16 protein-coding genes are annotated in these 19,100 nt (G+C 45.9%); 7 read left to right on the forward strand and 9 right to left on the reverse strand.

Features of this window, described 5'->3' with window-relative positions; all coding sequences use genetic code 11:
• Nucleotides 1–130: 130 nt before the first annotated feature.
• Nucleotides 131–508, reverse strand: a complete 378-nt coding sequence (locus RIE73_RS35010; RefSeq protein WP_446405547.1) for a type II toxin-antitoxin system VapC family toxin — start codon at nucleotides 506–508, stop codon at nucleotides 131–133.
• The gene (locus RIE73_RS35015) at nucleotides 498–737 is read right to left on the reverse strand and encodes a hypothetical protein (protein WP_446405548.1); all 240 of its coding nucleotides are present in this window, start codon (nucleotides 735–737) and stop codon (nucleotides 498–500) included. The genes RIE73_RS35010 and RIE73_RS35015 overlap by 11 nt, the downstream gene beginning before the upstream one ends.
• Nucleotides 738–875: 138 nt before the next feature.
• Between RIE73_RS35015 and RIE73_RS35020 the strand changes: the two genes are divergently transcribed.
• Nucleotides 876–1,127 carry a UPF0175 family protein gene (locus RIE73_RS35020; RefSeq protein ID WP_446342915.1) on the forward strand — a complete coding sequence of 84 codons (252 nt, stop codon included), beginning with the start codon at nucleotides 876–878 and terminating at the stop codon, nucleotides 1,125–1,127.
• Nucleotides 1,120–1,350 carry a hypothetical protein gene (locus tag RIE73_RS35025; RefSeq protein ID WP_446405549.1) on the forward strand — a complete coding sequence of 77 codons (231 nt, stop codon included), beginning with the start codon at nucleotides 1,120–1,122 and terminating at the stop codon, nucleotides 1,348–1,350. The genes RIE73_RS35020 and RIE73_RS35025 overlap by 8 nt, the downstream gene beginning before the upstream one ends.
• A gap of 79 nt (nucleotides 1,351–1,429) precedes the next feature.
• Here the strand turns inward: RIE73_RS35025 and RIE73_RS35030 are convergent, their stop codons facing one another.
• Both RIE73_RS35030 and RIE73_RS35035 read right to left on the reverse strand, forming a co-directional pair.
• Nucleotides 1,430–2,734, reverse strand: a complete 1,305-nt coding sequence (locus RIE73_RS35030; protein ID WP_446405550.1) for a hypothetical protein — start codon at nucleotides 2,732–2,734, stop codon at nucleotides 1,430–1,432.
• Nucleotides 2,735–3,002: 268 nt separating this feature from the next.
• On the reverse strand, nucleotides 3,003–4,994 hold the full coding sequence (locus RIE73_RS35035) for a protein kinase domain-containing protein (RefSeq protein WP_446405551.1): 1,992 nt from the start codon (nucleotides 4,992–4,994) through the stop codon (nucleotides 3,003–3,005).
• A gap of 549 nt (nucleotides 4,995–5,543) precedes the next feature.
• Here RIE73_RS35035 and RIE73_RS35040 point away from each other — a divergent pair.
• The gene (locus RIE73_RS35040; RefSeq protein ID WP_446405552.1) at nucleotides 5,544–7,142 is read left to right on the forward strand and encodes an alkaline phosphatase D family protein; all 1,599 of its coding nucleotides are present in this window, start codon (nucleotides 5,544–5,546) and stop codon (nucleotides 7,140–7,142) included.
• A 227-nt stretch (nucleotides 7,143–7,369) separates the two neighbouring features.
• Nucleotides 7,370–8,599, forward strand: a complete 1,230-nt coding sequence (locus RIE73_RS35045; RefSeq protein WP_446405553.1) for a hypothetical protein — start codon at nucleotides 7,370–7,372, stop codon at nucleotides 8,597–8,599.
• Nucleotides 8,600–8,643: 44 nt separating this feature from the next.
• Here the strand turns inward: RIE73_RS35045 and RIE73_RS35050 are convergent, their stop codons facing one another.
• Entirely contained in the window at nucleotides 8,644–9,648 is a 1,005-nt protein-coding gene (locus tag RIE73_RS35050; protein WP_446405554.1) for an endonuclease/exonuclease/phosphatase family protein, read from the reverse strand.
• A 701-nt stretch (nucleotides 9,649–10,349) separates the two neighbouring features.
• Between RIE73_RS35050 and RIE73_RS35055 the strand changes: the two genes are divergently transcribed.
• Nucleotides 10,350–11,594: an HhoA/HhoB/HtrA family serine endopeptidase gene (locus RIE73_RS35055; protein ID WP_446405555.1), complete on the forward strand. Its 1,245-nt coding sequence runs from the start codon at nucleotides 10,350–10,352 to the stop codon at nucleotides 11,592–11,594.
• A 76-nt stretch (nucleotides 11,595–11,670) separates the two neighbouring features.
• Here the strand turns inward: RIE73_RS35055 and RIE73_RS35060 are convergent, their stop codons facing one another.
• The 4 genes from RIE73_RS35060 to RIE73_RS35075 form a co-directional block, all read right to left on the reverse strand.
• Nucleotides 11,671–12,762, reverse strand: a complete 1,092-nt coding sequence (locus RIE73_RS35060; RefSeq protein WP_446405562.1) for an Rpn family recombination-promoting nuclease/putative transposase — start codon at nucleotides 12,760–12,762, stop codon at nucleotides 11,671–11,673.
• A gap of 202 nt (nucleotides 12,763–12,964) precedes the next feature.
• The gene (locus RIE73_RS35065) at nucleotides 12,965–14,107 is read right to left on the reverse strand and encodes an Rpn family recombination-promoting nuclease/putative transposase (protein ID WP_446405556.1); all 1,143 of its coding nucleotides are present in this window, start codon (nucleotides 14,105–14,107) and stop codon (nucleotides 12,965–12,967) included.
• Nucleotides 14,108–14,374: 267 nt separating this feature from the next.
• Entirely contained in the window at nucleotides 14,375–14,941 is a 567-nt protein-coding gene (locus RIE73_RS35070; RefSeq protein WP_446405557.1) for a Uma2 family endonuclease, read from the reverse strand.
• Between the two features lie 51 nt (nucleotides 14,942–14,992).
• Nucleotides 14,993–15,427: an SRPBCC family protein gene (locus RIE73_RS35075; protein ID WP_446405558.1), complete on the reverse strand. Its 435-nt coding sequence runs from the start codon at nucleotides 15,425–15,427 to the stop codon at nucleotides 14,993–14,995.
• A gap of 528 nt (nucleotides 15,428–15,955) precedes the next feature.
• Here RIE73_RS35075 and RIE73_RS35080 point away from each other — a divergent pair.
• A complete protein-coding gene (locus tag RIE73_RS35080; protein ID WP_446405559.1) occupies nucleotides 15,956–17,347 on the forward strand; it encodes a malic enzyme-like NAD(P)-binding protein in 1,392 nt (463 codons plus the stop codon).
• A gap of 426 nt (nucleotides 17,348–17,773) precedes the next feature.
• The gene (locus RIE73_RS35085) at nucleotides 17,774–18,868 is read left to right on the forward strand and encodes a WG repeat-containing protein (protein WP_446405560.1); all 1,095 of its coding nucleotides are present in this window, start codon (nucleotides 17,774–17,776) and stop codon (nucleotides 18,866–18,868) included.
• Nucleotides 18,869–19,100: the final 232 nt, after the last annotated feature.

Raw genomic sequence — 19,100 nt, forward strand, 5'->3', positions numbered from 1 at the left:
GGGTGCATTCCTGAATTCAACCCCTGATCTAAAACCAAACATCTGGATGGGAACGCACCATCTCTATTAATTGGTAACTGATCGAGCAATTGAGTAACCTAGATCGAGTTTTAGAGCCAGCAATGACTCACTACCAAGTGGTTACTGTCAACTGCGTGACTTTCGAGAACTCCTGATCAGCCGTTACCAAACTTGCTCCATTTTGGATTGCGATCGCTGCAATTGTGGCATCGGGTAATTTCAAGTGATATTGCTGACGAATTTCGATAATCTTCTCAATCAAGGTTGTATCACCTGCTGGTAAACCCACAACCTCCACTCGTTGAACAAGCTGTTGAAAAAGCTGGCGATCAGCTTCAGTTAGTCCAGAAAACACCAGAAACTCAATCTGGCTAATAATCGAAATACCAATCCAACTAGCATTCTGGAGTAATTGAACCAATTGGAGATTGCCTTGTAACAAAGCAACGATAGCATTCGTATCCAGCATATAGCGATTACCACTCATCTCGTAAAGCCCTTTCCATGGCTACTGCATCTCCTCGCCAATTCAGTCGCCCTGCCAAATCAGAAAAATCATAGTTCTGGTTTGGCACTTTAGATGCAACAGATGAACTGAGTACCAGCACAATATTCACGGGTCCTGGAGAGAGTTGTGTGGGAATATCAAGGACTAAATGACCGGAGGAATTGACAGTAGTTGTCAGTTGAAAAACTTCCATTTTGACTTCAACCATTGGATATCAGGGTTATTGTAGCGCGATCCTCATCCTATAGCGCAGTCCCGAAACCTACCGCAGGTGATCGCTAATCCTGTCGGGTGCATCACTACTCTACAATAAGGGGAGAATTAAAAATACCAAGAGTCCAATAAAATGGTTCAAATTATTCTAAATTTTTCTGAGGAAATATTGTCGGCACGACGTAAGTCTCCCCAGGAGTTTGGGGAGGAGATGCGTTTGGCAGCGGCGATTTTTTGGTATCAGCAGGGGGAAGTGTCTCAGGAGAAAGCGGCGCAGATAGCTGGGTTAAATCGTCGGGATTTTCTGGAAGTTTTGGCTCGGCATAAAATTGATGTTTTTCAGGTAGATTTTGATGATTTGGAGCAGGAGTTAGAGCGTGCCTAGCTTGACGGTAATTAATACTTCGCCACTGATTTTTTTGAGTAAGGGTGGGTATCTTGAGTTTTTGCAGGTTCTGAGTGCTGAGATTGTTGTGCCGATGGCGGTGCGAGATGAAATCTATGCTTATGGGGAGGATGGAATCGCCGGATACGCTAAATTGGGCGCAAGCCTTGCGCCCCTACACGCCCCTACAATTTATGCACGCAAGCCTAATCCATTCAATTAGATGTGCCACGCTACTACATCTTTCCGGCGGGGATGCATCAAAACGGATGACAAAGGACGGAGGAAAAATGACAAATGACTTACAATTCCTCTTTGATGGGAGAAATAGGCAAATACTTCTCAATTATCTCGCCTAAGCCTAACCCCAAGCAACCAAACCCAATGCCCAATATGATAATACTTAACTCCGCGCTGTTAAAAAAGGCAGCATCCGGTTTAATCAAGCTTAATATCAACATGGCTACTGCCGACAAACCACTGATAATTAATGCCAGTCGCACACTACTCGCGGCAAAGGTATAGCGTCCGGTTTCAGCGATGAGGTAAGCGGCAAAAGGAACCCAAACGGTTGCCACATATACAGCATAAAACAAGACAATGAGACTGATAATTGAACCACCCTTCAATGCGACAGCTAGTCCCAACGCCGTATTAATGATCGCCACAATTAAACGATTTAGTTGAGAATCAGGAAACAACTCAAAGTCTAAAACCACCTTCGTCTGCACCCGCAAAATACTACTCCCGACGCCTAGAGCGGGTACAATTAACGATAAAATCAATAACTGTCCCCCCAAGTGATTAGCGCCTCCACCCAGCCATAGTAAAATCCAAGGAATGATTGCTTTGCCATCAATATCGGTGGGTAAAATCCCAGCCGTTTTGGTAGCAATTACTACAGCAGAGGGTAATAATGCCAGAAACAGAAATAAGATAGCCGCCAAGACACAGCCGAGATAGAGGCTACGCATATTCTTAGCTTGCACGACAAATTGGTGATATTTCATATCAATTAACACCAGCAATACTGTCGATAAGGAGATGCCGATTAAAGCAGGAGGACTCATCTGGTGCAGTGCGGGGATGAAGTCCACCGGGGCGTGCAAATAGAGGGGAACAGCGTGCAGTTTCGCGATCGCGTACAATAATGCCAAGATATTGAATCCCAGCAATCCCCGGAATAGCCAACTGGCTTTCTCAATCGGGAGTATCGAAGAGAGCAGAAAAATCAGTGCTAAGCCTAGCATACTGGGCTGCACGGGTAAATCTAAGACTTTGAGGATAAATGCGCCAGCAATAATTTGCACCGCAAAAATCCCAATTAGCGATAACCAGGACATGGTTCCCACCAGCACTTTGACGGGATGTCCGTAGCGGTTTCCCAGTAGCGTCCAGATTGGTTCAACTGATCGCCAATAGAATCTGGCAAATGCCAGGAGTACAAGGGTACCGAGGGCAATGGAAATCGGATAGAGGCTACCCGCCCAACCCAAGGTCAAGGCTTTTTCGGCGGTGCCGAGAACAAATCCCAAACCATAATGTGCCGATACCAGTAAAGCCGCGAGGGAAAAGAATCCGAGTTGTCTGGTTTCAGTGTGATTCACAGATGATAATCAAAGAAGGAAACTGTGAAGGTCATATCTTAAATTGCAATTTAATCGCTCTCGACGTAAATTGCAATCTATTATGACAAAGGCAAGGATGATTGAATCTGAAAAGAGTGGGTTACGGTATTGAGGTGGGTCGATTCATTTTATCCTAAACCCGCCCCTAGATCTGATGTCTTTTTTGATCAAGGGATCTCTACCTTAATGTCTTCTCCCAGACGTGCCATGGCACGTCTCTACATGGTTTCCCTATCCCTTAGGTGCCCTAACGCCCCAGTCTTTCCCTGGCTTTTTGACGCAAGTCAGCAGCTTTTTCATGATCCGGTTCCAGTTGCAGGGCTTTATCCAGAGACGGAATCGCTTCCTTGGTGCGCCCTAATGCCATCAGCGCCTCACCGCGAGTTGCCCAAGCATCGGCGGAGTTCCGTTCCAGTTCAATCGCCTTATCTAACGCTTGAACCGCCTCAGCGGAACGTCCCACTCCTTGCAATGCTATGCCATAGCGAATCCAGCCTCGGGCAAAATCGGGATAGTATTCCGTTACCCGTCCATACAGTTGCAGGGAGTCTATGATCTGGTTTTGTTGCCGTAGGGCATCAGCTTTGCTGACTAAGGCGTCGGCATAATCGGATTTGTAGGCAAGGGCGTCATTACAGGCGACTAAGGCTTGTTCCGGTTGTCCCAGTTGATTGAGACTATAGCACCGTCCCCAATAAGCCGGGGCTAAATCGGATTGCAGTTCGATCGCCTGATCATAAACCAGGATCGCTTTCTCGTATTCTCCGGCTTGTCTTAAGTCTTCCGCTTCCTCCAGCAAGGATTCAGCCGTGGGTTCGGGGGTTGGCGAGGGAGTGGGAGTGGGGGTGGGAGTTGGGCTGGGGCTTTCGGCGGGGACATCCTCAACTTGAGACTGCGGGTTCAATCTCAATTGAGAGGGAAGTAGAACCAGGGTAACAGTAACCGTGGAACTAACCGCAATGGCGATCGCAATCACCGCAATCGTCCAAGGCTGCATTAACCATTGCCGAAATCCATGGGGTCTCGCGGCGGTTGACACCGTTGCGGTGGGTTCCAAGTCCTGGGGTTGACTCAGGGATACGGTAGCATCAGTGCGTCCCAGATGGGGCTGAGAGGTTTGGGTGCGTGCGCTGTCTTGGGTTTGACTCGAGGATGATTCGCTATTCGCCTCCTCAACTTCAATCAGCGTTGATTCCGTTGGCGTCGCTTCCCACGCCTGAGTCTCGGCGGAATCAGCGGCTAAATTTTGACTCTCCTGATCCGTCGGCGCTTGGGGATCAACCAAGGGCGGCAATTCACACTCAGGGGTTAACGGTTGGGGAGGTGATGCCGACTCCAATAATGGCGCGGGTAAACTCTGGAAGGCTAACAGGGCTTCTTCCGCTGTCGAGAAGCGATCGCGAAAATCATAGCGCACCATTTTATCCAAAATTTCCCCAAATTCTGGGCTAATCTGCTTGGCATAATTGCGCCAGTTGAGTTCCCCGGTATCGGAGTCTTCTTTGATATGTTTGGGATGAATTCCAGTTAATAACTGAATGCCAATAATCCCCACCGCATACACATCGCTACTATAGCGAGGTTTTCCGGCGAGTTGTTCATTGGGCATATATCCCTTCGTGCCGATAGAAATCGTCACATTGGTCAGCCCGGTTTCCGGATTTAGCGACTCACATCTGACCTGTTTCACCGCACCGAAATCAATCAGCACAATTCTGCCATCCGAAGTGCGGCGAATCAAATTGGCTGGCTTGAGGTCACGGTGAATGACATGTTGTTGATGGACAAAGGTCAGTACCTGTAATATATCTTGCAACAGGGATAGCACGTCTTCCTGTGACCAGGGGACATGGGTATCTATCTCCTTACTTAGGGGTTGTCCTTGAATATATTCCTGAGCCAGATAAAATTCGTGATTCTCCTCAAAATGAGCCAAAAGCCGAGGAATCTGCTCATGATTCCCCAGTCGATAGAGGACTTGCGCTTCCGTTTGGAACAGGCGTCTCGCCGTTTGCAGCCCCTCCTCATCATCATCGCTTACTTGAGGTTTTAACTTTTTAACGACACATTGGGGATGACCGGGCAAATGCATATCCCGCGCCAAGAAGGTTTGACCAAACCCTCCGACCCCTAGCTTTTCGATAACGTGATAGCGTCCGCCTAGAGGTTTATTTTCCCAAGCGTCTTGAGAACCTGACACCATCGTTTTTGTCAGCGCCCCTGTTGAATTTTTCTTCATTACTAGACTGGTCGATAAATTAAACGTCAACCCAAGCATTGAAAGGGTTTTTGACTAATTTTTAGACAAGTCTAATTAACCATCGCATTGAAAACAGCACCCCACTCACTTGTCTTAGTCTTGATCAGGCAATCGAACATGAGTTCATTTTTATTTTTTTCCAGATGAGAACCAATTCACCGACGAAAGTTTGCCGTAAAATCAGCCCCCTTTTTCTCTGCAAAAATAACGTTGACCGATCACTGTCTTGCGAGCAGTTTAAGGTCATTTCACTCTGGCTTACCCGACACGCTTATGGAAACACTGCACTTTAGAGTCTGTTCACCTGACTCCGAGGAGCCAGATGCCTACCATGTTAATTATAGAGGCGATACTCACTCTCTAACAAAAAAGCGCTTAATATAAGGACAGCAAGGCATAAATTTACCAACGGGGTAAACAAGCTGAACCTCTGATGACCAAAGAGTTGTGTCTGTCTGGTCTAGTCATCAGGGTTGATGTTGAATTGAATTATATTGCTCTACTGTTCACGTTAGGGGCATTTTATCTATGGTAGGGAAAAATCAGTCACGAATCACCCGTCGCCGCTTTCTGGTTACCTCCGCCTTAACCAGTGGTGGATTGATTACCGCTAACCTGGTATCGAAATCAGGATTAGCCCAAAGTGCTGCACCTGGAATTGTCACCTCCGAAAAAATGCGTCCCCAGATTCCTTATGGGGTGGCGAGTGGCGACGTGAGTCGTGATCAGGCGGTGATTTGGAGCAAGAGCGATCGCGTCAGTCGGATGATTGTAGACTATGATACCAGTGAATCCTTCCGCAATCCACAACGGGCGATCGGATCGACGGCATTAGCAAGTAGTGATTACACTGCCCGACTCTATCTGACCAATCTACCACCCGGTCAACAGATTTTCTATCGCGTCACCTTTCAGGATTTAGCCGACTTAAATCGCTACAGCGCCCCCGTCACTGGCACATTCCGCACTGCGCCTATCGACAAACGGGATATCTTTTTTATTTGGTCAGGTGACACGGCGGGTCAAGGCTGGGGAATTAATCCCGACTGGGGCGGAATGAAAATCTATGAAACCATGCGACAGTTAAATCCCGACTTTTTCATCCATTCGGGGGATTACGTTTATGCTGATAACCCCGTTGTTGCTCAGGTGCAACTAGATGATGGTAGCATCTGGAAGAATATCACCACCCCAGAAAAGTCTAAAGTCGCCGAAACCCTACAAGAATTTCGCGCCAATTATGTTTATAATCTCCTGGATGAAAATATTCGCCGCTTCAATGCCCAAGTTCCCCAGTTTGTGCAGTGGGATGACCATGAAACCACGAATAATTGGTATCCGGGGGAACAACTTTTAGAGGATGACCGTTATACAGTTAAAAGTGCTTCCCTGTTAGCAGCCAGGGCAAAACGAGCGTTTTTGGATTATACTCCGATTGATGTTAACAATACCCATCCCGAACGGATTTATCGCTCGTTTCAGTATAGTCCATCCCTGGATATTTTTATCCTGGATATGCGAAGCTACCGAGGACCGAATACTGCTAATCGCCAGACTGAACCCAGTGAAGAAACAGCGTTTTTAGGGACAGAACAGATTAGTTGGTTAAAACAACAGTTACGCAAGTCCTCAGCCACCTGGAAAGTAATTGCCAGTGATATGCCCATTGGACTGATGGTTCCAGATGGGGAAACCACGTTTGAGAACGCGGCGAATGGGGATGGTCCTCCCTTAGGACGGGAATTTGAACTGGCAGATTTACTCCGGTTTATCCAGCAAGATGAGATTAAAAATGTGGTGTGGTTAACCGCCGATGTCCATTACGCCGCCGCACATTATTATGATCCGAATCAGGCTCAATTTACGGAGTTTAATCCCTTCTGGGAATTTGTTGCTGGACCTCTAAACGCGGGAACCTTTGAACGGAAGCTGTTGGATAATACGTTTGGACCCCAAGTTAAGTTTCAAAGTGTCTCATTCGACTTAGAACCCAATCGTCCGCCCAGTGAGGGATTGCAGTTTTTTGGCACAGTAAACATTGAGGGGAGGAGTGAGGTGATGACGGTGGCGCTGCATAATCTGGAAGGTAAAACCCTCTACAGCGTTGATTTGATACCAGAAGTTTAGCTGTTGTAGGAGGCGTGTAGGGGCGACCCGCTGCATAAATGAATAACTCTAGAAACAGGGCGGGTTTAGTCACATTGAGGTGCAACCGAAAAGATAGTAATAAAACCCGCCCCTACAGCGGGTCGGGTCGCCCTTTTTTAATTGGCGGAAGATAGGTTAAATTCGTGCAAAATCCCAGTGAATCCGTTAAAAGGAGAGTAGCGGTCTTTTTCAAATCAAGCATAGCAATGAACCAAAAGCGATCGCACAACGATACCTCGACTCACCCCTCTGCGCCCCTATCACCTGGCGCTGAGAAAACCCAAACGCCCTCTAACCCTACTCATACCCCCACCTTGTCCCCAACCAATCCATCGGAAAAACCCACCTACACAGAAAAGACAACTCGCCTACAAGCCTGGAGTCAGTTAATTAAATCGGTGACACCTTATATTTGGGTGGCGGTTATCCTGATTGTGATTATCCCACTCATCGGCAGTGGTTTTATTGCCAGTTCATTATCAACCGATGCGGGAAGTTCAGAGAAGCCGAAACATGAGGTTGTCACGATTGATCGGACTGGACCGGATCAGGATAAAATTGATCGCGCGATCGCAACGGCTATCACCCATGCTCATCATACCGCCGAACAGTTCGCCTCCGACCAACTCGATGGCTGGGTTGATCAACTCATGAGTCGCGTGGATGACAATTTCTTGGATTGGTATTTTGATTATTTTAATCAAAAGAAACTAGAATTTAGCGCTCCCTTTGTCTGGGCATCTTCAGCCGTATCCCACTGGATAGATACCACAAAACCGACTCCCAATCAAGCCGTCGCCGAAAAAATGACCGAGGCGTTTCAAACGGAATTCACTAAACGAGTTCTCCGCCCTAAAATTGCCCAACTCCAACTGGAACATATCACCAGAGATACGGTGAATTTATATATTGCTGACTTAGAAAACAACATTTCTACCATTCAAACTCAGTACCAGATTCCCCAAGGAGAATGGGAGCGCTATTTGGATGATATTGCGGTAACGATCCGAGATACGGAAGGCAATCTGTCTAATTTATCGTTAAAAGTTTTAGTTGGCGGAAGCACTTACTTATTTGCCAAAGCCATGATTCCCGTGGTCACCAAAATAGGCAGTAAAGTCGCCGTATCCTTTGCCGGAAAAGCCTCCGCTAAAATGGCAGCCAAAACGGGCGGCGCTGTAGCTGGTAAATTCGGCGCTCAGTTTCTTGATCCGATTGTCGGCGTAGGAATTATTATCTGGGATATTTGGGATTATCAGCATACTGTAAACGTTGAACGCCCTGTTTTACGGGAAGCGATTCGGGATTATTTACAAGAAGTTAAGGCGTCCCTACTGGATAATCCCGACAATGGCATTATGGCAGCGATTTATCAGTTAGAGGGAGGGATTTTGAAGTCGGCTTGTAGTAAGGGCTTTAGCCTTATCTTTTGTTAAGTTTATTGTCCAATACACCAGCTTGTAGTAAAAGAACCTTAACCCTATAGTCTGCTAGCTTTCTCGTCCGATATCACCAAATCGGCAATTACGGGACGATGATCTGAACCAATATCCCCAGCGGTGCGAATCTTTAAAACATTGATTTCTGGACTAATCAGACAATGATCCAGAGGAATCTGTAACATTGGCGCACCCTGGGGCCAAGTGGGGAGAATACCAAAACCTGCTCGTGCATTTTTCAATCCAGTCTGACGGATAAATTTGCGGTAATAGGGAGACCACATTGTTGTATTCAAATCACCGATAACGGCATAAATATTGTTAGTTGAACTGATCACCTTTTCTAGTTCTAAAAGTTGCTGATTGCGCGACTTAAAATACTCCGCATTAATCGGCGGTAACGGATGAGTGGCAATAATAGAAACAGTGAGATCTTGCCACTTTACCTCAGTAAAAATAGAGGGAACATCATACTCAGTGAACGATTTAATATCCGTATTCCGCAGGGGAATCGCACTGTAGACAGCAATGCCAAAGTTATCAAATCTCGGATAAACAATCTGGTAAGGGAGGAGAGGCTTAAGTGCTTCCAGTTGCTGTGACCAAATTGGATTAACTTCTTGGACAACGAGCAGTTGAGGCTTTTCGGCTTTGACCAAGGAGATAAACTCAGCATAACGCTGGTTATCACTATAGACATTTGCCAGCAACACTCGCAACGGTTGTCCGGAAGGCGTATTCATATCCGAAACTTGGGGAATATACCAGGGAATAACCTCTACAGCATTAAGGGTTAAACAAAACAAACTGACCAACCACCAAGTTTTTCGTCGTGCGAAGGACAATAAGAGGAAAACAATACAACTAATTACGAAGTATTGCACTTTGAAGTGGGAGATTAATTCAAAATATCGGTGAAATCCTCCCAGATAAGCGACTAAGGATAAGAGAAGACAAGGAATGAGACCCGTGAGTCCTAACCCAAAGGCGATATTCTTGATTTCAATTTTTCGGGATGTTGGTTGAGAAAACCAGAAGCGTTTCATATCGAGTTGCTGTAGTGGTACAGTAAGCGGTCATACATTGAGATAGGGTAAGTAGTCGGACAAAAGAAAACGGTGCTGTATTAAGTGCAAGTAAATCGCCCTCAAACCCTTACTGTTCCCTGTTCCCTGTTCCCTGTTCCCTCATCTCAACAGTTAACTTTAATTGTGTCCACCTACTTATTAGTAGCGAGCAAGATGCTCACACTACGAGGATGGGAGGCATTATATTAAGGTTTAAATACCAAACCGCTTATCCTCACCATAACCAGGGGATTTGTGGGAATCTATGTCTGATTGCATCTCCCTTATGCAAAAGGGAGTATCCTATAATTACGGTAAGCACAACCTCAACAGGAGGATTTCCTCTAAAACACTGGGAAGCCTACAGCACCAATCCAGAAATCTTCACATCAGTGAAACTACACTGTCATAACCACGTCACAACAAGTATCTACATTGATAAATGTCAGCGATAGGTCATCGTGATTCCTTTCCAAGCAACGGATTCACGCCACCGACGCCAGACCCGGTTAATACCTTATCCGTAAATAATTATCACAGCGTCAATTGGGGTGTTAGCCATGGGTAGGAGAGAGTTAATCAGGATTCGGGTTTTCTCGACCTGAAAACGAATTAACCGAACTCCGACAAACTGTAACTGACATCATCCAAATCAATCCTATTTCAACAGCAGAATCATTATGGTATTCAACACGAAAACATCCAACTCTCATGACAGTGACACTTCCCCGGTAAAAAAAGCTGTCACCTATTTGTCCCTGATGTTGGTAGGCGCTGGTGTTTCCTTTGGCGCCAACTCTTTCATCTCCGGGAATCCTCAAGTTTCAGCCAACTCTATTGTTCCCCAATCCTCTCAGGGGTTGGGAAGAATCATTCCTCCAGCGAACCTGTCCACTCCCCAAAACAGCAATTTTATTACTAACGTTGTGGATACTGTGGGATCTGCAGTTGTGCGGATTAACGCCTCCAAAACTGTGACGTCTCAAGTTCCCGATGCATTTAATAACCCCTTTTTCCGCGAGTTCTTCGGGTCTCAAATTCCGGAACAACCGCAGCAGCGAGTAGAACGGGGAACGGGTTCGGGGTTTATTATTAACACCGATGGGATGATTCTCACCAATGCTCACGTTGTTGATGGTGCAGATCAAGTGGATGTGGTTCTCAAAGATGGTCGCACATTTGCGGGAGAAGTGCTAGGAACTGACCCTGTAACCGATGTGGCGGTAATCAAAGTTGAAGCCGATAATCTCCCCATTATCACCTTAGGGGATTCAGAACAACTCAAACCGGGAGAATGGGCGATCGCGATCGGGAATCCGTTAGGATTAGATAATACCGTCACCACAGGTATTATCAGTGCGACAGGACGTTCCAGTTCAGAAGTAGGCGTTCCCGATAAGCGCGTCCAATTTATCCAAACAGACGCCGCAATTAACCCCGGTAACTCAGGCGGACCGCTGCTGAATGCATCCGGTGAAGTGATTGGGATGAATACAGCCATTATTCAAGGCGCTCAAGGGTTAGGATTTTCTATTCCGATTAATACAGCACAACGAATTGCACAGCAATTAATCGCCAACGGGGAAGTTGAACATCCATTCTTAGGAATTCAGATGGTCACGTTAACCCCTGAGTTGAAAGAAAACATCAACAAAAATCCCAATTCTGGTCTGACTGTTGATGAAAGCCAAGGGGTACTAATTGCCAGAGTGATGCGGAATTCCCCTGCTGATCAAGCTGGATTGCGAGCTGGGGATGTGATTCATAACATTAATGGTGAGTCGATCAAAGATGCCGAAGATGTCCAAAAGGTGGTGCAAATGACGCCAATAGGTGGCGATTTAAATCTAGAATTACGCCGCGATCGCAAAGATATTGAGGTAACAGTACAACCCGGTGCTTTGCCAACTCAAATGCAGCAGTAAGGTTTATCAAAAATAGTAGAGACGTTGCATTATAGTTGTAGAGACGTTGCATGCAACGTCTCTACAGTTCCCGGTGTCAATTCCCTTCAATTCCCTGTTGCACCATTTGTTTAGTTAGGGGAGAGGACGTCAGATCCAGAGTTTTGGGGTAGGTTTTCAAGATGTTTTCTACCGTCGCCTTCCATAAATCAGAGAGAACTTGACGCCAAGCCTGACGCTGTAGGGTATGGGATTCCTGATTGCACCATTGTGCGATCGCCTCGGATAAATCTTCAATCCGATCCGGTACAGGGGCAATCCACTGCTGTAATTCTGTCAAATCTTGAGCAGAAAACAAGTCCCGCTGATTCGTTAAGAGTTCAATAAAGGCAGCAACGTTTTGTTTCTGAAATAACTGTTCTGTCTGTTGTACAACCTCTAGCGGTAAATCTTGCAACTGGGCAATTTGCGGCAACCTTAAGCCAAATTCTATCATGCGTGGTATTGCGGCTAACTTGGCTTTGATTTCACCTTCTTCTAAGGCTTCTTGATAAACTTTAGTCTGCTTGAGTTCACTTAAGCTGAACATCGCTTCAATCTCCTCGCGGCTTTTATGTGGTAATTTATAAACAATGATTGTCTCAATTAATTTGATTAGGTTGCGCTGGCTTGCTTCATCATCTATCTGTATTTGAGCTTGTGCGACTAATCGTCTTGCTCGTTCCGGTGCAGTCTCCTCATCCTCAATCACTAGCTTCATCATCTCAATCCCAAGGGAACCGGATGACGTTTCTCCTAGTTCATCAATATAAATGCGTGTGACGCGATTGAGGGTAAGGATTTCACCAAATTGAAACGCTTGTTCTCGTTCAATCCTACGAGTAGGATAGATCACGACAACCTGCCAAGGATGAGGCGGTTGGTATTGCCTCAAGTAGAGAAAGAGTTCACCAAATAATCGATAGTATAACGCTTCATCGGGTTGAAACTGAACTTCCAGCAGATACAAGGGTTTTTCTGGGTTTTCCGTAGTCGGTACGAACAAGCCGTCTAAACGGAAGGAAAGTTGTTTGATTTCACGGGAGGTGAATTCATAAATCGCGGCTTCCTCTGGGTCTGAATCGATGAGTTCAAATAAAATACCTGGGAATTCGAGAAACAGGTTGTAGAAGATACTGTCGGTTTTCACGCTGAATTGCTGGACATGGGCGTTCTGAACATTGACCACTATGCCAGGAGCGATCGCGAAAATTCCTATCACCGCTATCTTGACAAATTGACACCTTCACCCATAAAACTACGTTAACCAAATGTAACGCACCATTTGCTCAAACATAGGACACATACCCGACAAACCTTGTGAAGAGTCAATATGCTTCCTGGAGTTTGTATTATTCCCCGTTAATTCCCTGTTGCAACATTTCCTTAGTTACGGGAGAGGAAGTCAGATCCAGAGTAGTGGGGTAAGATTTCAAGATGGTTTCCACCGTCGCCTTCCATAAATCAGAGAGGATTTGACGCCAAGCCTGACGCTGTAGGGTATGGGATTCCTGATTGCACCATTGTGCGATCGCCTCGGATAAATCTTCAATCCGATCCGGTACAGGGGCAATCCACTGCTGTAATTCTGTCAAATCTTGAGCTGAAAACAAGTCACGCTGATTCGTTAAGAGTTCAATAAAAGCGGCAACGTTTTGTTTCTGAAATAACTGTTCTGTCTGTTGTACAACCTCTAGCGGTAAATCTTGCAACTGTGCGATTTGCGGCAACCTTAAGCCAAATTCTATCATGCGTGGTATTGCTACTAACTTAGCTTTCAACTCACCTATCTGTTCACCTTCTTCTAAGGCTTCTTGATAAACTTTAGTTTGCTTGAGTTCACTTAAGCTGAACATGGCTTCAATCTCCTCGCGGCTTTTGTGTGGTAATTTATAAACAATGATTGTCTCAATTAATTTGATGAGATTTCGCTGAGTTGCTTCGTCATCGATTTGGACTTGAGCTTGTGCGACTAATCGTCTTGCTCGTTCTGGTGCAGTCTCCTCATCCTCAATCACCAGCTTAACCATTTCAATCCCAAGAGAACCGGATGAGGTTTCTCCTAATTCATCAATATAAATGCGTGTGACGCGATTGAGGGCAAGGATTTCACTAAATTGAAACGCTTGTTCTCGTTCAATCCTACGAGTGGGATAGATCACGACAACCTGCCAAGGATGAGGCGGTTGGTATTGCCTCAAGTAGAGAAAGAGTTCACCAAATAATCGATAGTATAACGCTTCATCGGGTTGAAACTGAACCTCTAGCAGATAGAACGATTTTTCTGCGTCTTCTGTCGTGGGTAAGAACAAGCCGTCTAACCGGAAGGAAGGTTGTTTGATTTCACGGGAGGTGAATTCATAAGTCGCGGCTTCCTCTGGGTCTGAATCGATGAGTTCAAATAAAATACCTGGAAATTCGAGAAACAGGTTATAGAAGATGGTGTCGGTTTTCACGCTGAATTGCTGGACATGGGCTTTCTGAACATTGACCACTATGCCAGGAGCGATCGCACAAAATTCCTATCACTGTAATCTTGACAAATTGACAGGTTTACCCAATTAGGCTACGTTAGCCAAATGTAACGCACCATATTTATGGCTCGAAAAGGGCGGGTTTTGTTGAAAGGTTATCGGTGATATGTTTAATTGAATCCCTAAACCCGCCCCTACAGTATTTAGGGTTCGGCTACACCTAGGAAAAGGGCGGGTTTTGTTGAAAGGTTATCGGTGATATGTTTAATTGAATCCCTAAACCCGCCCCTACAGTATTTCTAATCTAAACCCTGGTAATACTTCCTCCCCTGACAACACAACAGGCATCGACACAACTTCTATCTCTGTTTCCTCTCGATAAATCTCCACTTGCCGATCCTGGTAATTAATTAACCAACCCAAACGCAAACCACTTGCCAAATATTCCTGCATCTTATCCTGAAGTGGCTTTAATCGGTCGGTGCGCGATCGCAACTCAATCACGAAATCTGGACAAAGCGGCGGAAACTTTTCTCGTTCCGATTGACTCAAACTTTGCCATCGCCCTAATTCCACCCAAGCGACATCTGGAGAGCGATCGCCTCCACCCGGTAAACTAAAGACAGTTTGGGAGCTAAAGACTACACCAAGCTGAGTCTGCTCATTCCAGACGACAACTCTAGAGATTAAGCTGGCTTCTCGGCTACCGCCTTCTCCACCAATCGGTGTCATGATAATTAACTCTCCCTGGGGCGAACGTTCTAATGGTACATCAGGGTTGGCTACACACAGTTGATAAAACTGCGATCGCGTCAATGTTGTCGTCAGTGGCTTTAAGTTTAATACGGTAGTCATAATCCTAGGGAATAGCAGAACATCTGGTCTCAAGAGCCATATTTTCCCTAATTATAAATGCTCAACATACCGCTTCAACTCCCGCGCCATGCGTTGCATTCCCCGATGCTCATCTTGCCGGATAAAGGGGACAAAAACACGAGTGAGAATACCTGAAAAACGGCTTATATGAACATATTTAGTGCGACTCAAACCAATCTCTTGTAACTCAAATACGTACTCACTGCGAAAACCGGGAATCGATGAAACCCAGCGCAGACAAATTCCGGGTTGTAAGAGGGTGATCAAGGGTTCAAAGTCCGTTTCTTCATCCTTGGGTAATCGTCGTAATGACAGAGACACCGCTTGTCCTTTTTCCAATGGCTGTTCGGGTTCGCGGTCAAAGAGAAACGTGTTCCAATACTTCCACTGCTGTTTGTCTAATAATACTTGCCACACTTGTGACTTGGGAGCATTGATTTCGATTTCAGTATAAAGACTTGTCATAATAATTTGTTATTTGTCATTCGTCATTCGTCATCTGTTGACTCACCAGCTCCCTCTGCTTCCCCAGCTTCCTCTGCTGCCCCAGCTCTCTCTGCTCCCCCTGCTTTCCCTCGGACTGGGAATTCGGTCTACAATTGAACAAAAGTTGAGCGCAGTCCCAATCTAAAATCACAAGATTTAGATGGGGGAAAGCGAAACGCCAACAATTTTGGTATAATACTAACAGGTACGGCGGCATGTATTTGTTCGGCACGACCTAAAGAACCTAGAAAACTTAAGATTAGAGGGTTCCAGTAGAGATTATTTGTTACAATAACGCATCTACTGGGTAAAAATCTTAGTGCGTTTATAAGGCTTTTTTAGTCTTAACTCCGATTCAGAAATGGCTTGGAGGGGTATAAAGGCAAAAGTTCCTGATACCCACCGAGAACAGCGGCTCCTCGTGGTAACAGCAGGGGAGAATCCCTAACTAATTGCAAGCAATTAGTTAGGGTCTGTTCAAAGCTTGAGACCCGAAATCAATCCAGCATGGCAGACCTGACACCGAATTCCAGTTTCAGTTTAACGATTCGTATCCAACTTCCCAACCGCTCTGGGATGCTCGCCACCGTTACTCAGGCGATCGCACAAGTGGGGGGTAACCTGGGACAGATTGATCTGATTCACCAAACCCATAAAGTTACGACTCGTGAAATCACCATTGATGCGACGAGTACCGAACACGCGGAACAGATTGTGCAAGCGGTTAAGGAACTTACCCATATCAAGGTGATCGATGTCTACGATCGCACATTTAACCTGCATCGAGGGGGCAAAATCAGCATCGAGAACAAACTCCCCCTGAAAACCCAAGCCGATTTAGCCATGGCGTATACGCCAGGGGTGGGTCGAATTTGCACGGCGATCGCCGATGATCCCCAAGATGTTTACTCCCTGACAATTAAAAGTAATACAGTAGCAATTGTTACAGATGGTAGCGCCGTATTAGGGTTAGGCAACTTAGGCGCCGAAGCCGCATTACCCGTCATGGAAGGGAAAGCGATGCTGTTTAAAGAATTTGCCAAAATTGACGCCTTTCCTATCTGTCTGGCAAATCAAGATACTGATACGATTATCGAAACCGTTAAAAATATCGCTCCCGTTTTTGGCGGAATTAACCTGGAAGATATCAGCGCCCCCCGTTGCTTTGACATTGAAGCCAAACTGCGGCAAGTCTTGGATATTCCTGTGTTTCACGATGATCAGCATGGGACAGCCATTGTCAGTTTAGCGGCGTTAATTAATTCCCTGAAACTGGTGAAGAAATCCCTGGAAGAGGTACGAATTGTGATTAATGGCGCTGGCGCAGCGGGAATTGCGATCGCGCGGCTATTGCGTCAAGCTGGGGCGACAAGGATTTGGATCTGTGATTCTAAAGGGATTCTTTCGACAAAACGCAGCGATTTAACGCCTCAAAAGCAGGAATTTGCTGTTGAATCCAGTGGTACTTTAGCGGGTGCCATGGTGGGGGCGGATGTATTTCTCGGCGTCAGTGTTCCCGGTGTTTTGACGCCAGACATGGTACATTCGATGGCAAGAGATCCCATTGTCATGGCGATGGCGAATCCAATCCCCGAAATTCAGCCAGAATTGGTGTTAGATGATGTGGCGGTTATGGCAACAGGGCGGAGTGACTATCCGAATCAGATTAATAATGTTCTGGCGTTCCCCGGTGTGTTTCGCGGTGCCCTCGACTGTCGCGCTTCCATGATTACCAGTACGATGTATCTAGAAGCGGCAAAAGCGATCGCGTCTTTGATGTCTACGACAGATTTGGACGCTGAACATATTATCCCATCGGTTTTTGATCAGCGCGTCGTGACGGCTGTTTCCGCAGCGGTACAACAAGCCGCCCGGAATGAAGGGGTAGCAAGACGGTAAACACTGATTTCACGGATTGATGTTGAGGGATTGGGGTGGGGATGTGGGCGGTTGGTAGCACTGATGACACTGAGGGGTTAAGTAGGTGGGAACAATTAAAGTTAACGGCGGAGATCGTCATTTGTCATTCGTCTTATGTCATTTGTCAAGTCGGGGCGGGTGTAGTGGCGTGGCACACCTTATTTGGTGGATTAGAATTGTAGGGGCGCAAGGCTTGCGCCCGGTTTAAACGTCAAATCTATTCCACAGTTTTAGCTGTGTCAGTCCGCCATCGTGCGTTAGCGAAGCGTAACGCACCATTTCAAACGATAGTAGTGAAACCCGCCCCTACACAATCTTCCCCATCTTCCAGACGTGCCATGGCACGTCTCTACATTGCTCCCCACAGCACTTATTCAGCCAGCCCTAAATAGTGATTATTACCCCATGGGTAGAGGATTGTTAGATTACAAGTTTAGACATCGGCTAGTTTTTAAGATCACCAGTCTCTTCTTAGGTTTGCTGGTTACTCAATTATCCGGATGTCAGATTATATCAACGATTAACAACGGTTTCCATAATTCTCGAATTTCTAGCGAAAATGCTGTTCCTGTACAATTTGCTTTCCCGTTTGAGTTAGAGTCAGGACATGATTTTTCTCAGGGATTGGCTGCGGTTAAGTTGGATGGAAAGTGGGGCTATATTAGTCAAACTGGAAACTGGGTAATTAAACCGCAATTCGAGTTAGCTGATTCGTTTAATGAAGGGTTAGCCCCGGTCAAAGTTGATGGGAAATGGGGTTATATTGATCAAACAGGTAACTGGGTAATTTCAGCAAAATTTGATGGCGCTCAATCGTTCGCCGAAGGATTAGCCCCGGTTAAACAAGGTGAAGATTGGGGCTATATCGATAAAACTGGCACGGTAATAATTTTACCTCAATTTTACGATGCTGATTTGTTTTCCGAAGGATTGGCAATTGTCAAAAATAATAATCAGTATGGTTATATTGATAAAACCGGAAGCTGGGTTGCTTCACCTCAATTTCAGGAAGCAGAACCGTTTTCTGAGGGGTTAGCTACGGTAAAATTGAATAACCAGTATGGCTATATCGACAAAACTGGAAACTGGGCGATTCCACCTCAGTTTAAAGATGCGAGTTCTTTTTCCGAAGGCTTGGCGTCTGTATCGAATCAAGCGATGAAATCGGGGTATATTAATCATCAAGGCGAGTTTGTGATTATGCCTTATTTTGATTGGGCGGGGGATTTTGTCCAAGGTGTGGCTGGAATTTCGATGAACGATAAAATTGGTTATATTGATCAGCAGGGAAATATGCTAATTGCTCCCCAGTTTGATAACACGTATAACTTTTCGGAAGACTTAATCGCGATCAAAATAGGTGACAAGTGGGGCTATATTAACAAAATAGGTAATTTAGTCATCAAGCCTCAATTTGATAGTGCTTGGTCATTTCAGCAAGGAGTAGCTAGAGTTAGAATTGATGACAGGTACGCTTTCATCAGTCATCCGCTCAAATAGGGGCTGCTGAATACAGCAGTTTGCTCTGCTATGCGGTACATTGTCGATCCCCCTAAATCCCCCGTGCAAAAAAAGCGAAGCATCCTCTGGTCTCCCCCGTGCAACAAAAAGCGAAGCATCCTCTGGTCTCCCCCGTGCAACAAAAAGCGAAGCATCCTCTGGTCTCCCCCGTGCAACAAAAAGCGAAGCATCCTCTGGTCTCCCCCTTTTTAAGGGGGACGGAAGGGGGATC

The sequence above is a fragment of the Coleofasciculus sp. C1-SOL-03 genome, assembly GCF_040220555.1.
Lineage (GTDB): Bacteria > Cyanobacteriota > Cyanobacteriia > Cyanobacteriales > Coleofasciculaceae > Coleofasciculus.

What these genes read in the sequence shown, in the direction of transcription:
- RIE73_RS35085 (WP_446405560.1), top strand. Translation starts at nt 17,774, where the DNA reads ATGGGTAGAGGATTGTTAGATTACAAGTTTAGACATCGGCTAGTTTTT.
- RIE73_RS35075 (WP_446405558.1), bottom strand. Translation starts at nt 15,427, where the DNA reads ATGACAAGTCTTTATACTGAAATCGAAATCAATGCTCCCAAGTCACAA.
- RIE73_RS35015 (WP_446405548.1), bottom strand. Translation starts at nt 737, where the DNA reads ATGGTTGAAGTCAAAATGGAAGTTTTTCAACTGACAACTACTGTCAAT.
- RIE73_RS35045 (WP_446405553.1), top strand. Translation starts at nt 7,370, where the DNA reads ATGAACCAAAAGCGATCGCACAACGATACCTCGACTCACCCCTCTGCG.
- RIE73_RS35080 (WP_446405559.1), top strand. Translation starts at nt 15,956, where the DNA reads ATGGCAGACCTGACACCGAATTCCAGTTTCAGTTTAACGATTCGTATC.
- RIE73_RS35020 (WP_446342915.1), top strand. Translation starts at nt 876, where the DNA reads ATGGTTCAAATTATTCTAAATTTTTCTGAGGAAATATTGTCGGCACGA.
- RIE73_RS35070 (WP_446405557.1), bottom strand. Translation starts at nt 14,941, where the DNA reads ATGACTACCGTATTAAACTTAAAGCCACTGACGACAACATTGACGCGA.
- RIE73_RS35040 (WP_446405552.1), top strand. Translation starts at nt 5,544, where the DNA reads ATGGTAGGGAAAAATCAGTCACGAATCACCCGTCGCCGCTTTCTGGTT.
- RIE73_RS35010 (WP_446405547.1), bottom strand. Translation starts at nt 508, where the DNA reads ATGAGTGGTAATCGCTATATGCTGGATACGAATGCTATCGTTGCTTTG.
- RIE73_RS35035 (WP_446405551.1), bottom strand. Translation starts at nt 4,994, where the DNA reads ATGAAGAAAAATTCAACAGGGGCGCTGACAAAAACGATGGTGTCAGGT.
- RIE73_RS35050 (WP_446405554.1), bottom strand. Translation starts at nt 9,648, where the DNA reads ATGAAACGCTTCTGGTTTTCTCAACCAACATCCCGAAAAATTGAAATC.
- RIE73_RS35055 (WP_446405555.1), top strand. Translation starts at nt 10,350, where the DNA reads ATGGTATTCAACACGAAAACATCCAACTCTCATGACAGTGACACTTCC.